Genomic DNA, 16,334 nt, shown 5'->3' on the forward strand with positions numbered 1-16,334 from the left:
CATCAGTCAACTGAAATATTTCAGGAAACATTCTCAGCGGTGAGGTATTTTCCTAACATTGTTAACACGGCTTCTTTCAGCCATACTGGTTCAATAATTTCAACATTCGGTAGCCAGTATAAAATCAATGGGATAATTTGATTTTTATGTGCAGCCTTGCATGACAGCGTAATGCCATTGTCATGTTTGTGTAGCAATTGCTGGTAAGGAAGTAAGTCCCGTCGCAAAAAATAATGGGCGATATTACTGTGAATGAACAACACAACATCAAATGTTTTGTCGCTCACCCACGGGTCACATGACTCACTTACTAGTGACTGTATTTCATCACTCTTTGCAAACTTTTCTTTTTTTATATCCAGCCATTTTATTTTAGCTAATGAAAACGACTTTAACTTGTTCTCTTCATTAGCCAGCAAATACCATATACTTCTCTGATTAGTTAATTTATAGGGATGAACGATTCTGGTCTTACCGGCATATGCAATCTGGCAAACATTACTGTTGCAGATCGCTTTTTCAAGAACATCAAGATATTTTCTTAAATCATCCCTGATGGTGTGCTCAGGGTTATGAAACTGAACACGAATATGCTTTTCGGTTGCCCTGTTTTCTAATTTCTGCCAGAAACCTTCATCCCGTTCAGGAAAAATCGCATCAGTATCCAGTAACCTGGCCAGAGATTTGTGCAGTGATTCTTTGCTCTGGTTTCCTGCTCTTGCTGAAATAAGCCGGTATTTTCCATCGCCACAGGCTTCAACAAAGGGAGAAAGCATATTCAGATCACGATATGCTGTTCGCTCAGTGATGTTGTATTTTTTCATCAAATTATGGCGACTGACCACGCCATAATTCTGTAATTCAACAAGGATATCAATCAAACGCTCCGCTGAGCGATTTCTCGTTGAGTCAGCCATAAATCACTGCACCTGTAGTATTACTCTTGTGTAAGTGAATTATATAAATACTCCTGACATCATTTGTCAGTTCCACAAAACTACGCCCTCCGGCAACAGATTTTTATTTGATTATAATCAAACTTTAAACCAGATGTCCGGGTGTTTCTTTCGTAATAAGGTTTATTGTTTCCGGAAGGGCTGATATAGAAAAAATAACATATCCCAACAACAGTCTTTTTTTATTTAACAGGCTGACAACCATACTGCGTATCACCTGCATCTCTGTAAAAAATCAACGCGGGTAATATTTTTGCTCTGTTTATATTTCATATGTCTGAAATTATTAGTTACCAGAGGGAGAATATCATCAGGATATCTGTTGTTGATTTGTCATACCTGCACTTTACTGTGCCCCAAAGCGCAGGCAGAAATGGCTGTCAGAAGTTATATGTTGCACCTAACATAAACTCGTTACTTCTGACATCAACAGAGGATTTATATTTAGCACCATCCTCATCTTTATAAGTCAGAGTGGAATCCCCTGCATCCAGATACCGGTAACTGAGGTCAAGGCTGAAATCCTGCGTCACATCGTATTTAACACCGACACCAAGGCTCCATGCCAGGTTGTTTTCGTATTTTGACGCTGAAGCTGAATATACTTCACTGCCTGCCGGGCTGTTATCGGTATATATGTACGAAGTTTTATGATGAACCCGTGCATAACCCAGACCAGCAGATATCCATGGCGTGAATGCACTGCTGTTTCTGAAATCATAATACGCATTCAGCATCAGTGTGTTTACACTGAGCTTGTTCTGTGCATCATCAAACTCTGTGCCGTCAGTACTTTCCCAATAACTCAGACGATATTTTGATTCAGCATTACCGCGGCCATAAAACTCCACTTCAGTACGTACCGGCACATTGTAGTGCTGATAAAAATCGTATCCCACCGCAAGGCCTGCGCCAAAAACCGTATCACTTTTGTCACCGCCTTTATATTTATCCGCCCATGCTCCTTCACCATCAACGAAACGCTGGTCTGAAAGTGACATAACAGAAGCACCGGCTTTACCGGTCACATAAAAGCCTGTTTTGCTCGCATCAGCCAGAGTCTGGGCCGAAAACATGCCTGCCATTGCAAGCGCTGAAACCGCAATAACCTTTTTCATTTCAATCATCTCCGCTATCACTTTCCCCGAACGATAAATGGGGTTGCTCATTCTAAAACCATGCAAAAGATAGGGTAAAAGGAATATTTTCGATCGAATCGATCGACAAAATCGATCGTGCCCGATAAAGTTTTCTTATCGTATCCATAAAAATGGTAAGGGCTGGTTTAAGAGGTAATCGCAGCGGCATGGAAGTATTAAGACCAAAACAGCACGAGATAAAACGGCTGAACGTCAGATGAGCCACATGGAACGTAATTCATTAAGGGCGGCGTATATCCATAAAACAGAACACCTGGAATAGCGTCGGTTGATGCTACAGTGGTGGGGGGATTTTCTGGATACAGATAACGACTTCAGCCCTCTGAAAGAGAAAAGCGGAAGCTCAGGAAGGTTGTGATTTGCTTTTAACCTTTTTAATTTAGAAGTATTATTTTGAGATTAATCCACTTCCCATCGTCATCCTTTTGGTGTGCGTGAAAAGCTATTTTTAAGGTTACTGCCTCATGGAGTTATGGATATTTATAGTAGCAATTTATTTGATTTATATTATTTTTTTCAAAAAGAAGAAACCTAAGTCCGCGGGTTCTTATACTTCCGCTCCAGTGAAAGCACCACCTAAAGAATGGCTTGCTAACAACAAAAATAAGGCTGTAATGCACAACGATGACAGCGAAGATGACAATCTGGCTACGTTTACACTAAGTGGCGAACGGAATGTCGAATACAGCATAACAGCCACTCAACGCCAGAATTTCTCAAAAACTACCGGTGCTTTGGCTCGTTGGATTTTTCCGGGAGAGATGATCACAGTCAGTGGGATAGAGGTTACCGGCGGTCACTTCTATCTTGGGCAGCGTATGAAACCTGCCGGGCATAACTCAGGCGGTTATTATGATGGCAGTAGCGAGGCATCGCTAGTTGACGACACGCTTAAAATATACCCCACACCTTACATTTACGAAGATAGTTCATTAGGGTATTGGCCCAGTTTTTCCTCACTTTCACCTGAAGCTCGTGGTGCGTACCTGAGTTGGCTTGCCAGCGACAGATGCGACACTTCTTGCCCAATTGGTTACGTTTTCATTTATCTGTATGGTCTGGAAAGAAGGGCGCTTGTTGACAGCAGGGACAACAATATATCCGACGATGAGTTCTATTCTCTTTTCAAAGAGATCTGCCGTCTCAGATCGGTTTTCAATGAAAACCGATCTTTCCGGAATTACTCGTCCCAGTTACTTGAAGCGATGTCCATTCTTCGTCCGAACGAAAATCTTGCAGCAGCTCTCAGCGATGATTCGGAGTTCAGCAATAGCATGCAGTTCAGGTTAATCCTGGCAAAGACTGTTGATACAGGAGCCCCGGTTCCAGCGGATCTGGCTCTGACGTGGGTGACAAACCATGCTGAATACTCATTACGAACCCCCGCCCGCCGCTGTGCGAAAGAATTTGCTGCACTATTTAAACGGCGTTACACCCTTAAATACGGTGAAGGGATGGTAGTGAAGCCGAATAAAGCGCGTCTGCGTTTAGATTACACGCCTGCAAGTCCCAGTTTGCGAGGTATTCGGCTTCCTGTTCCCGACTTGCCTGATCCAGGTGCATTGAAAGGCCCTGTTCAGAAGCTTATGGCCATTGCCGATATATGCACAGGTGAACTGGATGCTTACAGTCGTTACCTTGGTAGAAAAGGTACTTCAGCAAATGATACCGCTGCAATTTTGTTGCTGCCTTCAGAAATCGTTAACGAAAGCGCAGAAAAAATATTAAGTACATTCAAACACTGGGCTGATGACGCAATCCGCAGTAAGGGTGGGATAGTTTCAGTTGCTGACTACTGGTCACATATGAATGCCACCTGTCCGGCGAAGATCAATAAAAAAGAGGCCGACTTAATGCAAGCCTTTGCACAGAAAATGGGATACTGTCTGGCTCCTGACCCCTATCACCACCACGTAAAGGCAGATGTCGATGGTGTACTTGTTTTATTCCCTGCTGGTGAAAGAGGACGTTTCTCACCTTCTCCTGAATTTATCACAGCTGTATTGACGCTCCGATTAGGTTCGGTAGTCGCCTTGATTGACAATTCTCTCGATCAAGCCGAACAGAAAGTGCTTGAGAATGCCATCAACAACAATGCCAGCTTCAGCGATGATGAAAAGCGCTCTCTGCACGCATATTTAACGTGGCAGCTTCATACTCCGGCGAATATGACGGGAATGAAAAGCCGGATTGAATTACTCGGTGCAGCGGAAAAATCAGCTGTGGGTAAGGTTATCGTTAGTGTCGCTTGCTCTGACGGCAGAATTACGCCTGCCGAAATCAAACAGCTTGAGAAGATTTATACAAGCCTGGGACTGGATCCCTCATCCGTATCAAGCAATATCCATCAGCATTCCGCAACTGAAACTGCTCTCGTTTCATCTGTACCAGCTAATCAGTCGACGGCAGGGTTTACGCTGGATGCCAACGTACTTGCCCGCCACGAATCTGCCACTGATGATGTTCGTAAATTACTGAACTCAATTTTCACTGAAGAAGAACCAGAACAACCAGAAAGCGCTCCAGCCTCATTAACCGGGGAAGGGGGACTTGACTCCGCTCATAGCCAACTTTATCGCAGGTTGCTGGAGAAAGAACAATGGTCCAGAAAAGAGGCGACAGAGTTGTGTAGTAACTGGAACCTGATGCTCGGCGGTGCGCTTGAGGTGATTAACGATTGGTCCTATGCGGTGGTTGATGCACCAGTGCTGGAAGATGCTGATGATCACATTTGGATTGACCTGGAAATAGCCAAAGAATTAGAGGGTTAGTGAATGTCTGTAACACGTATAAGAGTGAAAGAGCGCGACGCTATCATTCAGTCACTTAAGTCGGGAGTAACGCCAAGAATAGGTATTCAGCATATCCAGGTTGGCCGCGTGAATGAGATAACCGCCCTCCATCAGGATATTGAACGGATTGCTGATGGCGGGGCAAGCTTCAGACTTATCATTGGTGAGTACGGTTCCGGGAAAACATTCTTTTTAAGTGTTGTACGGTCTATTGCGTTAGAGAAGAAGCTGGTCACGGTCAGTGCAGACCTTTCTCCCGACAGACGTATCCACTCATCGGGAGGTCAGGCTCGTAATCTCTACTCAGAGCTTATGAAAAATATGTCCACCAGAAACAAACCAGATGGCAATGCATTACTTAGCGTTGTGGAAAGGTTTGTTACTGAGGCAAGGAAGGAAGCTGATGCGAACGGCTCCCTGGTCTCATCCGTTATTCATAAACGCCTTGCTGCTTTGTCAGATATGGTGGGAGGATATGACTTTGCGAAGGTCATTGACGCATTCTGGCGCGGGCATGAGCAGGATAACGAAACCTTAAAATCCAATGCTATTCGCTGGTTGCGGGGCGAGTACACCACAAAAACTGATGCCCGTAATGATCTTGACGTCCGAACGATTATCTCAGACGCCTCGTTCTATGATTCTTTGAAGTTGATGAGCCTTTTTGTCCGTCAGGCAGGCTATGCCGGACTTTTAGTTAGCCTCGACGAGATGGTGAACCTCTTCAAGTTGAATAATACGCAAGCGAGAACGGCCAACTACGAACAAATTTTGCGGATCCTGAATGACTGCCTGCAAGGCTCCGCCGAAAATATTGGCTTTATCCTCGGGGGGACGCCAGAATTTCTTTTCGATCCACGTAAGGGGCTCTACAGCTATGAAGCGCTCCAGTCGCGTCTGGCAGAAAACCGATTCGCACAGAAAGCTGGCGTGATTGACTACTCGTCCCCCACGCTGCATCTTGCCAGCCTCACTCCTGAGGAACTGTATATTTTACTGAAAAACCTTCGTCATGTTTATGCTGGTGGAGATCCCGCAAATTATCTGGTGCCAGATGATGCTCTGACCGGGTTTCTGCATCACTGCAGCAAAACCATCGGAGATGCTTACTTTCGAACTCCCCGCAATACCATAAAAGGTTTTCTGGATATGCTGGCTGTGCTGGAACAAAACAGAACGATGAACTGGCAAACCCTCATTGAGGGGGTGGCGATTGAAGAAGACAAGCTCAGCGATATGGATGATGCCATTGTGGAGGAAAGTGATGACGATGATGGCCTGGCGAATTTCAGATTATGAGTAGTGCCTACAATAGTCTTGATCCCCGTGTCCGTAAGTGGGTTTATAAGCAGGGCTGGTCATCCTTAAGGCCCTTGCAGGAAAGCTCTATTCCGGCAATTTTAGCCCGTGATCGTGATGTACTAATTAGTGCAGGTACAGCTGCGGGTAAAACAGAGGCTTTCTTTCTTCCTGCCTGTTCAGCGATTGCAGATCTCACTGGTGGATTTGGCATTATCTATATCAGTCCATTGAAGGCATTAATTAACGATCAACACCGTCGTCTTGAGAGTCTTGGTGAAGCCCTGGAAATGCAAGTGACGCCCTGGCACGGGGATGTACCACAAAGCAAAAAGAAGAAAGCACGGACAACCCCTTCTGGCATCTTACTTATCACACCTGAATCACTTGAGTCTTTGCTCATAAACTCATTGGGTTGGCTCAAACAGGCGTTTTCTTCTGTGGCATACATTGTTATTGATGAGTTCCATGCTTTTATTGGCTCAGAGCGTGGTATACAGCTGCTTTCTCTGCTTAACAGAATTGACCATGTGCTGGGACGCCAGTTGAATCCAGTTCCCCGTGTCGCGTTGAGTGCCACGCTGGGAGAGCTGGAAAAAGTACCAGAACTATTGCGCCCGGATAAGAGATTACCTTGTGAAACGGTAACAGACAGTAATAGCAAAGCCACACTACAGGTTCAGGTTAAAGGTTATCTTGAGCGGGTGCCCGAAAAAGGAGAAGAGCTCCAGAGCTCTGCTGAACAGCTCGTCTGCGCGGATATTTTCAGGCTCTGCCGTGGCGATTCCCACCTGGTCTTTGCTAACAGTCGAAAGCGTACTGAAAGCATAGCGGCAACACTGAGCGACATGTGTGAAGCAAATGTCGTTCCTAATGAATTCTTTCCTCATCATGGTTCCCTTGCAAGGGAGTTGCGTGAGGCGCTTGAAGCCCGACTGCAGAAAGGGAATTTGCCCACAACCGCTGTTTGTACAATGACGCTGGAGCTGGGTATTGATATTGGTAAGGTGCAGTCTGTCATACAAGTGACACCTCCGCATTCTGTTTCCAGTCTGCGTCAACGCATGGGACGTTCAGGGCGGCGCGATTCCCCATCGGTGCTGAGAATGTTAATTACTGAACCTGAACTTACCGCAACCAGCAGCATTGTGGATCATTTACGGCTGCAGTTGGTTCAGGCGATGGCAATGATCAGGTTGATGATCTCTAAGCGCTGGTTCGAGCCTGCAGATATCCGGCAGAAACATTACTCCACACTACTACACCAGATCCTGGCTATTACTGCGCAATGGGGAGGTGTTCGTGCCGATCAGCTCTGGTCACAACTTTGCCAGACAGGTCCGTTCCGGAATGTGGATATAAATGACTTCAAAAGTCTGCTTAAACATATGGGGACATGTGGCCTGCTCACTCAACTAACCAGCGGTGAAATAGTTGTCGGGGCTGAGGGGGAGAAGCTGACTAATCACTACACGTTTTATGCCGTATTCAATACACCTGAGGAGTTTCGCATTGTAACGGGAAACCGAACTCTTGGCACAGTGCCTGTAGACTCCCCACTTTTGCCGGAGCAGCACATCATCTTCGGCGGACGGCGCTGGAAAGTGACAGAGATCGAGGTTGAAAAAAAGGTTATCTATGTTGAGACGACTAAAGGCGGTCAGCCGCCACTATTCAGTGGTACCGGGATGTCTGTTCATGATGTTGTTCGCCAGGAAATGCTCACTATCTACAGGGAAAATGATTACCGTATCGCGGTAGGCAACAAGAGAGTCGATTATGCTGATGCCGCAGCCAGAAGCCTCTTCGCGGAAGGAAGTGACAACTTCCAACGCTACAATCTACAAAATGACTGTTTTATTGCCAGTGGTCAGAACTGCTACGTGATCCCGTGGATGGGGGATAAAATTGTCAATACAATTACGTCCCTGATTATACGTTGTGGCTTTAAAGCCAGTTCATTTGCAGGTGTGATAGAGGTAGAGGACTCAGGCGTTGCCTCTGTCCAGCGTGCACTTAAGAAAATGCTATTGTCGGGGCTACCTTCAGAGTTTGAGCTTGCTGCAGTTGTTCCCGACAAGTATCTGGATAAATATGACGAGTATTTACCAGAGACTTTGCTTGCTAAAGGGTATGGGGCACAGGCGTATGATATAGAAGGAACGTGCATCTGGCTGCAGAAACACCTTCAGTAGACTGGATATGTAGTCAGGGTATAAATAAGTATTTATACCCTTATTTTTTACTTACCTGTGGACTTACTTGGCTTTAATCCCGGAGTATTGCCAGGAGTATCTTTATTATCGCGTCGGCGTTGATCCGGTTTTCCTGTTGACTTAGCAATTGGTTTTGGACCTGGTTTTAGACCCATGATAGTTATCCTTCGAGATGTAAGAGGAATGCCCTCAACATTGGTATATTCTATACTGAGAAATTTTTCAATGGGAATGTTCAACGGCCGAATGATTAACTCGATATTGTGAGCAATGTCTTTTTTTGGCACAGAGCGAACCGTTAGATTGCGCGTATTTTTATGGAAGGAGATCATCCAATAACGGTTACTCACCGATCTCCTTTATGGTAATACGAACCTGTTTTTTTAATATATAGAAAAATTACTCCGACATGTTTTATCTTTTTGAAATCAGGACATTTACCAACTCACTTAAAACTCTCTTTTGTTCTTCATCCTGAAGATATTGAATCCGGAATTTAATCTCTTCTGCAACCCGCCTTGTATCGGACTCATTAAGTATTTTTGTTATTCGCTGTCTCTGATGTTCAGGCTGGTCTTCCATATTTCGTAAAACCAGATGAAATAATATATCATAAAGTGCGCAATGCCATGAATAACCATCATTGGTTAGAATAAGCTCCCAAACCCGCTCCTGTTCGGCAATAAGCTGCAGAACAAAGGATTCAACCTGTTCTGATTGTCCGGGGACAACCCGGTATAGCGGCGCAATCACAGCAAAAAACAGTTCATTTAGCCAGGATTCCGCCTCTTTCTCGCTCCTGAAAGATGGACAGTTCTGTATTCTTCGTTCGTATTCACGGGTAACCTGCTCCGGAATATCCTCTGGCGGTGTCAGCCACTTATTCCTGAGCAATATACTGGTTGACGGATGGCAGCAGGCTATTTCAGCAATAATTTCACGTAATGCCTCCGGGCTGAATTTCTTCAGCTGATTGTAGTGCTCCCGGGTAAAACCATGATCATCGCATAAAAGTTGCCATGTCATTGATATACTGTTTGCCATTCCTTTCTTCATCATTAATACCTGTTACCTGAATATCAACAGACCGGTGTACCTTTTCTGAATACCTCCCCGGACGGACTGGCAATCCCCATTCGCCTCAGCGTGGCATCTGCAGCTTTCGCCACTTCGCTGATATCCAGCTTTTCAGGTAGCGGCGGGGACGATATCTGCGCCAGGCAATAATTCCTGCGCAACAACAACCACTCCCGTTGTGCTTCTGTACATTCAACATTTCCCATAACAAAAAGCCAGCGGGCGGAAGCTCTGCGCCAGCAACCCGCAGCCTCCAGCTTCTGTGCAACCATGTCTTCCACGACTTCCGGGGTACTCTTTTTCCTGCTCAAAACATTAACTCACTGAAATAATATACATATATGACGGTCTCAGCGAACCGTCCATGCCGGACTGAAATCCTCTTCCAGAAACAGCTCCGTCAGCCCGCTAATCTGTTTCAACCTGAGAACTTCATCCTGGTCCATACCCAGCTCCGTACCAATACGTTCATCCGTCCAGCCCAGCCGCGACAGGTCCCTGACAATATCAGACATTGAAGTTATCTGGTGCTTCCCCCTGGCCCGGTTATGTCGAATTGTCGCAGCAATACGTGAGGCCTGTCCCTTTCTTTCCGGATTAATACAGGTCACTGGCAACCAGCCCTTCAGACGTTTTCCCGTACCTGCTTCCCTGCCCAGTAATTGACGATGAAAACCATCCACGACCAGATAATGCTCCTTCTCTTCCGAGACAACCACTGGCTGCGTGAACCCATCCTGCTCCAGTGAATGTTTCAGCAGTTTCTTCTCACCCGGCGCCATGACATTGGGATTGTAATCGTTGGCCACCACCTCATCCGCCTTCACCCACAGCACACAGTCCACAGGCTCCTGTGCAAAAGGGCTGACCTCATGCAGCACCCTGCGCAGATGATTCAGAGCCTGTATGGTCTCTTCTTCAGTTCGTACCTGACTGAAATACTGACGAATCATGTTGCCCAGTATCTCCGCTGTTACAGAATCCCCCATTCCTTCCTCCTTTCCTTCATACGCTGCAGGTAACGTTCATAGTGCCGGGGTTTGTTCGGACTGAAGGAGAGAGTACGGCACCAGAAATCATTCTTTATGAGTGTTTTACAGATACGTCGCCAGGACGGGATATCCCGGCTCCCCAGGTCATTTTTCTGTTCATCCGGGATGTCATCCGGGAAGCCCCGCGTCTGATACCAGCGCAGGTAGACAGCAATTTTATTACGGTAATGTTCTGCTGTTCTTTCCGGCATCACATCCAGCAGAAACATCGCATAGCTACGCCAGGTATGATGAGGAGGCTTCGTGATACGCTTACGCAGGGCAAAATAGGCACCGCTCTCATTGGCATAAAGCGCCCCGCTGGCAGCACCTGACACCCGTTCACACATCCTGGCCCAGGTTTCCGGCTCCAGAACATGGTAAAGCCACAGTCCCTTACGTTGTTCAGGGCCAAAAGGTTCACAGACACGCATGTTGCGTAACGGCACGCCGGCACGGTACATCAGGTCATACAGGGGATTGTAGATAGCTCGGGTTCTGGCGTTATATATCCAGATATCACGGGCTTTCCAGTCATATAACGGATACATGGTGTAGTAAAACCCTTCAGGTGACGCTGTGGTCCAGGGTTTATCATCTGCATATCTCAGTTTGCACTGAGACACCAGTCCCATAAAGCGATTGAGCGATTCATCAGCACGAACACCAGTCAGTACTGCCACTCCACACCGGTTACCGGCAAACCAGGAAGAAAACGCCGGAACAAATTCTTCAAACGTCATGGCATGCCGACGGAAATGTTTCAAAAATCCACTCAATGCGAACTGTTGCCGCATGCAGAACATTTTCGCCGGTAAATATTTTTTCAGTTAAATGCATATCTCTCATTTTTCTGATTTTATACAGAATAATTCAAATAAATTTCATTAATGGCATCACTAACCTAAAAATCAGTATCACGGACATCATTTCCTTAAGGAATATAGGTTGTCTGGAGATTCTGGGGAGCCAGTCTACTGATTATTGATAATACGAATGATTAACCGATTTGTTGGGAAACCGATGAAACGGAAAAAACCATCTAAACCTGTATATTTTAAGGAATCATAGGGGAGTGAACAATTAAGTTCATCTATTCTATCTCATGATGCAACTCCTTATAAGACTTAATAGAAATTACCATTGAACTCCCACAATTTGCACTCTAACATTGCAAATGACAGACGCTTTGCATCTATTTGTTAATTTTTTGAAACCCAATTTCTTTTGAAATTGTATCATATCTTATATTTACAGCTGCACAGATTTGTTGAACTTGCTTATCTGGGCGTTCAAACATATATAAATAATTAACAACCAAGGCTTTTACTAATAATTTTGAAAGGTTATTTTTACTTAAACTTCCATTTAATCTCTTAAGTTCATCTATAGATATAACTTGCCCTACTTCTAAAATACTTGCAAGTTTTATAAGCTTCCCGGCATCACTATTTTTAGTATCGCAAACTCTATTAATAACAGGTTGTAAATGAGTACTTCCAATAGAAGATGCAATTTTAGAAACAATTGAATAAGTGATAGTAAACAACATATTAAACAGGATTTTACGAGCTAACGCACGAACTTCTGTTGAAGTAGAGTTCTTTTTTCCTTCCAATAGTTGATTTATTTTTTGTTCAAGCATATCTATTGTCTTCTCTGGTTCATCACGGACCGAACTCAGTAAGAAATTTAATGACCTTAGTGGCGCATTTATGGCCTCATCTAAGAGTAGTTCTTTTTGAGTGATTTTTAAAGAACCATAATAATTTCGTGATAATTGCCCTAATAGCTCTAACGACTTAACTGTTAAATTTAACTCAAGATTTAAATCAATTTCATCGTTTGAACGATTGTTTTCTATATTTTTCTCTTCTACATCTGCCTCATTATTATTCTCATCTGAGTTGATTTGTTCGGTTTGAATATCTTTTAAATCTTCAATCCCCCGCCTAAATTCAAGTCTGTCTTTTTTAATAAATGACACTTCCGGAAGATTATCTACGATACTGTTGATAAAATCCGAATCTAAATCAATACTCGCAGGTTCAAACTTGTTAAATAATAATTTCGCCTGATTAGTTATTAGATCTAATATAAATTGCTCCTTTGAATGGTGTGTAAGAAACATAAAAATATTCATGCTTTGTTTTAAATGTAAGGTTGAAGCTAATCTTTTTATATCATCCACTACTTCTTCATCTCTTAGATGATCAGAAAAATATTTTGCAACAAAAAAATAATACACATAGTTATATTTAAATCTATAATTATCTGATTCAACTACTTCCATTATTTTAGCTTTTACTAATAATTTGAATCGTTCCCCAAAATCAAGTTGCACACCATATTCACAGCAAAACTGATGATTAAAATCCCATAGATTATCTTTGCTATCTTCTTTTGTCTTTTTTTTATAAAAATAATATGCAAGTTCGGTAATGTAATTAAATATCTCATCTAATTGCTCTTTGCGAACAGAAGCATTGTTTAAACTACTTGTAATAAGAAATTGATAATAATATCCATATGAACTGGTTTTAAGATCTGACGATTGTTCGTTATCAATCGACTGAAGCATTGTTAGTAAAAAGAAGGGCGTTGAAGGTATATAATTTTTTCCTATAATAGTGTTAATCATCTTTGTAGAAGAATCATTCTCATGGATTAATGCACTCCTCTCCTCGACACATGTCTCTTTGAGCATATTCCAACGATTAGCTAACTCATATCTCAATCTAAAACCAAATTTTAGTATTTTGTATTGCTTATAATCAGATGAAAATGGGCTTGATTCAAGGATATCAACGCCTGCAAACTTACTGCTATCACTAAGAGTAATTATTATTTTATCGAATATTTTTTCAAAAGGAGATAAAAAATCACGCAAAGAATTCACATCGCCTTTTATATCATGAAAGTTATCTATTAGTAACGTTTTTTCAGTTTTATAGCCCATGAATTCTGCTAAAGTCTTGTTCACATATTGTAATGTAATTGCATCATTGAGTAGCTTAGTAACCTTTTTATTTGATTTCTTGATGATGCTACCATCTAAATATAATACAAGCTTTTCTTTTTCAATTGTATCCAGATAATATTTCTTTAACATTGTGGTTTTTCCACAAAACTCATCGCCAATTAAGACTATTCTATCCCCTCCTCTATTATTAATAAGTTTACTGGATGACATCTTTCTTGCTTGTTCTTTATCATCAGAAAGATCACGGATATTGGGGTACACAAAAACATCATCTAATGTTAACTTTCTTGATGATGGGTGTATATACTCAACCCCAAGCTCCTGTAAAAAATCATAAAATTTCTTATTCACTTCAAAAGTATTTGATGTGATTGATTTTTTAGATTCAATCACATCACTTTTCAAAATAACTTTCCCTTCATTATAAGTAGAACCATTCCATATATGTGTACTCACAAGAATATCACCACCTTCAATTTCGAAGGTTATAAATCCATTTTCGGACACATGACTATCATCAATCGGCAAGGACTCAATCATGAGTGTTGTTGAAGATTCAGCATCTATTTTAAAAGAGTCAGTAATATGCTCATGTCCGGTAATAACTATTGAATAATTTGTTCTTATTATATCCCTAATGGCTTTACTATTATTTGGTTCAAACCATGAAAGTGGGTGATGGAATATAATTATATTGTTTGGTGTCCCAATACTTCTTATGATCTTATTTTCAGGGCAACTAATATCACCACCACGTTCATGTATTTTAGAACACCAAGCAGTATTTAAGGTGACTATAGAAAATGTCTCTGATGAAAGATCTATCTCATATCTTTTACTAAGTTCATTTTCTTCAATGGGATTAAAACTACTAAATTCTTTTTCAAATGCTTTATAAGCTTCCATCCCAGAACTTGCAAACGCAATAGCTGCATCATCTATCTTATCGATAGGGATATTTAACATTGCATTTCTCGCCACCTCTGAGTAATCACTGAAGTTATGATCATGATTTCCTGGACACATAATTAAAAAGTATCTATCTTTCATGATGCCAAATAATTTTGAAAGTGCTTCGTACTCTTCTTTCTTTCCACTAAAGGCTATATCACCCGATATTAGAATAAAAACATGCTCTTTTCGTTTTAAGATTTTTTGCGTTTCTATTACATCAATAATGGCAGAAATTTTTTGTTCTATCCTAGATTTATTTTTTAAAGAAAGGTGGATATCGCCAAAATTTACAAAAAGGATATTATCCATATTTCCTCCAAACAACAAACATTCCACAAAAATACTTGAATGCGCCTTATTAAATAAAATTCAGCGCACACACCATGGTCAAGTTCCAGTAATCAGATCATCATTATCACGCAGCGTCATTGCCCCCCGAATAACTGTTTTACTTTGTACATCGCCGTTTCCGCTATTGAACGACTGTTGTAATCTGCTCTTCCATTTCCAGAGCACATTGCCGCTGATTAGCAACTACATGGTTGCGGTCTGCATATCCACCTACCCAATAACCCACTTGTTTTCGAGGAAGAATAAGGACGCTGATTTTCTCACGACACAGTTCGTCGTGGTTTCTCTGTGTATCGCCCCCCACAGCTAACCGAACTTTTCCTGTGGGTTATCGGATAAATCCCGAGAATGTTTCCGCATCAGTAACATTATTCAGCGACAGATCAGTACAGATAATCCTGTGCTTGTTTGCATCAACAGCAATATTTAGTTTTCACCAGATACGACCGCGCTCTTTGCCGTATTTTTTGACTTTCCACTCATACCGCTATTTCGCGGGTTTTCCTCACCCCATAATGCGTTTCAAAGTAGTGGATATCTTTGATTGTCCACAGTGCGCACATTCTTCCGGGTTTATTTTCCATTACCATGTTTTATCAGCCATTATGGCTGCCTCTCCGGTTTGCCAGCGTGTTCCACCTGATAACGATTAATCAACTGATTCAGTGCCATTTCAGCCTGTTTTTGCTGCTGCTCGCTGCCATTCTGGTTGCGGACTTCACCGTAGCGACGTAACTGCTCTTCCGCCGGGATATGCCGGTTAAAAGCCTGTATGATGCCAAACACCTCCGTTTTCAGTTCACTGACTGTCATGTATCTTCCCCGCTGTTCATCCAGACGGTTCAGGCGCTCAGCCAGCTGCTGTAAGCGGGTCATGCCTTCGTTCCAGCCCGTCATCGCCTCTTCCGGAAGCGCTCGGCTCCTTACGCTCTTCTGCCAGTTATCCACCAGTTCCTGAACACGGGGATTGTCGGGGAAAAGCACACTCAGTTGCTGCAGCAGCTGCGCACTGCGTTGCAGGTTGTATGCTGGCGGTAATTCTGTCAGTCGCATTATCTGCTGACCGGAAAGGGTTATCCACTCTGACGCATGATTTAACAGTGAGGGTGTTCTGCTGAGCTGTGCCAACTGGTCTGCTGAAAGCATATCCGGTGGTGGTGCCAGCAGCGCCCTGAGTTGCTGCTCCGCCGGTGATGGCTGTGTCAGAAACTGCCATCCCGGAATGGCCACACTGACAATCAGCAATGCCGCACAGACACCAGTCACAAACGGTTTCAGAAACGTGGGCGGGGATTTTTGAAGGGAGGGTGTGGGCTCTGCTTTTGTTTCAGAAACAACATACACCAGACGGGAGTGCGGCTGGGGCAGATGTTCCTGTACGTCCCGAGCATCAGACCGGAGTGCCTGAGCCGGAAGGGTTACCGGAGACGACGCTTCGCCCTGCACCGGCTGATTTTCCAGACGGGTGATATATCCCTTCACCATGGCTTCCGGTAAAGCCACTTTACTGCTCTG

Annotated in this window: 11 protein-coding genes and 4 pseudogenes; 4 read left to right on the forward strand and 11 right to left on the reverse strand. The window is 43.2% G+C overall.

Translation table 11 applies throughout. The annotated features are described in order from the left end of the window. Positions 1-20 precede the first annotated feature (20 nt). The gene (locus tag A9587_RS20025) at positions 21-917 is read right to left on the reverse strand and encodes a helix-turn-helix transcriptional regulator (protein WP_105263771.1); all 897 of its coding nucleotides are present in this window, start codon (positions 915-917) and stop codon (positions 21-23) included. Positions 918-1,336: 419 nt separating this feature from the next. Further along, complete coding sequence (locus tag A9587_RS20030; RefSeq protein ID WP_105263780.1) at positions 1,337-2,074, reverse strand: outer membrane protein; 738 nt, start codon at positions 2,072-2,074, stop codon at positions 1,337-1,339. A 229-nt stretch (positions 2,075-2,303) separates the two neighbouring features. Here A9587_RS20030 and A9587_RS25185 point away from each other — a divergent pair. The 4 genes and pseudogenes from A9587_RS25185 to A9587_RS20045 form a co-directional block, all read left to right on the forward strand. After that, a pseudogene (locus A9587_RS25185) lies at positions 2,304-2,378 on the forward strand (tyrosine-type recombinase/integrase); the annotation flags it as partial. Positions 2,379-2,580: 202 nt separating this feature from the next. Then, positions 2,581-4,887 (forward strand): tellurite resistance TerB family protein, encoded by a 2,307-nt coding sequence (locus A9587_RS20035; protein WP_105263770.1) that lies wholly within the window; start codon positions 2,581-2,583, stop codon positions 4,885-4,887. Between the two features lie 3 nt (positions 4,888-4,890). Beyond that, a complete protein-coding gene (locus A9587_RS20040) occupies positions 4,891-6,207 on the forward strand; it encodes an ATP-binding protein (RefSeq protein WP_000117526.1) in 1,317 nt (438 codons plus the stop codon). Next, on the forward strand, positions 6,204-8,402 hold the full coding sequence (locus tag A9587_RS20045) for a DEAD/DEAH box helicase (RefSeq protein ID WP_000093094.1): 2,199 nt from the start codon (positions 6,204-6,206) through the stop codon (positions 8,400-8,402). The genes A9587_RS20040 and A9587_RS20045 overlap by 4 nt, the downstream gene beginning before the upstream one ends. Positions 8,403-8,449: 47 nt before the next feature. Here the strand turns inward: A9587_RS20045 and A9587_RS20050 are convergent, their stop codons facing one another. From A9587_RS20050 to A9587_RS25200, 9 genes and pseudogenes are all read right to left on the reverse strand, one after another. Further along, positions 8,450-8,773 carry a hypothetical protein gene (locus A9587_RS20050; RefSeq protein ID WP_001305840.1) on the reverse strand — a complete coding sequence of 108 codons (324 nt, stop codon included), beginning with the start codon at positions 8,771-8,773 and terminating at the stop codon, positions 8,450-8,452. A 64-nt stretch (positions 8,774-8,837) separates the two neighbouring features. Beyond that, on the reverse strand, positions 8,838-9,482 hold the full coding sequence (locus tag A9587_RS20055) for a hypothetical protein (RefSeq protein WP_001364388.1): 645 nt from the start codon (positions 9,480-9,482) through the stop codon (positions 8,838-8,840). 20 nt (positions 9,483-9,502) lie between these two features. Beyond that, the gene (locus A9587_RS20060) at positions 9,503-9,772 is read right to left on the reverse strand and encodes a PerC family transcriptional regulator (RefSeq protein WP_000226517.1); all 270 of its coding nucleotides are present in this window, start codon (positions 9,770-9,772) and stop codon (positions 9,503-9,505) included. A gap of 78 nt (positions 9,773-9,850) precedes the next feature. Then, on the reverse strand, positions 9,851-10,489 hold the full coding sequence (locus tag A9587_RS20065; RefSeq protein WP_105263769.1) for an IbrB-like domain-containing protein: 639 nt from the start codon (positions 10,487-10,489) through the stop codon (positions 9,851-9,853). After that, positions 10,474-11,289 (reverse strand): annotated as a pseudogene (locus A9587_RS20070) (DUF3440 domain-containing protein); the annotation flags it as partial. The gene A9587_RS20065 and the pseudogene A9587_RS20070, both read right to left, overlap by 16 nt. 437 nt (positions 11,290-11,726) lie before the next feature. After that, positions 11,727-14,777 carry an STAND family AAA ATPase gene (locus tag A9587_RS20075; protein WP_105263768.1) on the reverse strand — a complete coding sequence of 1,017 codons (3,051 nt, stop codon included), beginning with the start codon at positions 14,775-14,777 and terminating at the stop codon, positions 11,727-11,729. A gap of 78 nt (positions 14,778-14,855) precedes the next feature. Next, positions 14,856-15,300 (reverse strand): annotated as a pseudogene (locus A9587_RS25190) (transposase); the annotation flags it as partial. 122 nt (positions 15,301-15,422) lie between these two features. Then, positions 15,423-15,965 (reverse strand): VasL domain-containing protein, encoded by a 543-nt coding sequence (locus tag A9587_RS25195; RefSeq protein WP_311765736.1) that lies wholly within the window; start codon positions 15,963-15,965, stop codon positions 15,423-15,425. A 33-nt stretch (positions 15,966-15,998) separates the two neighbouring features. Continuing rightward, positions 15,999-16,139, reverse strand: a pseudogene (locus tag A9587_RS25200) (hypothetical protein); the annotation flags it as partial. Positions 16,140-16,334 lie beyond the last annotated feature (195 nt).

Source organism: Escherichia sp. MOD1-EC6162, assembly GCF_002965125.1.
GTDB lineage: Bacteria > Pseudomonadota > Gammaproteobacteria > Enterobacterales > Enterobacteriaceae > Escherichia > Escherichia marmotae.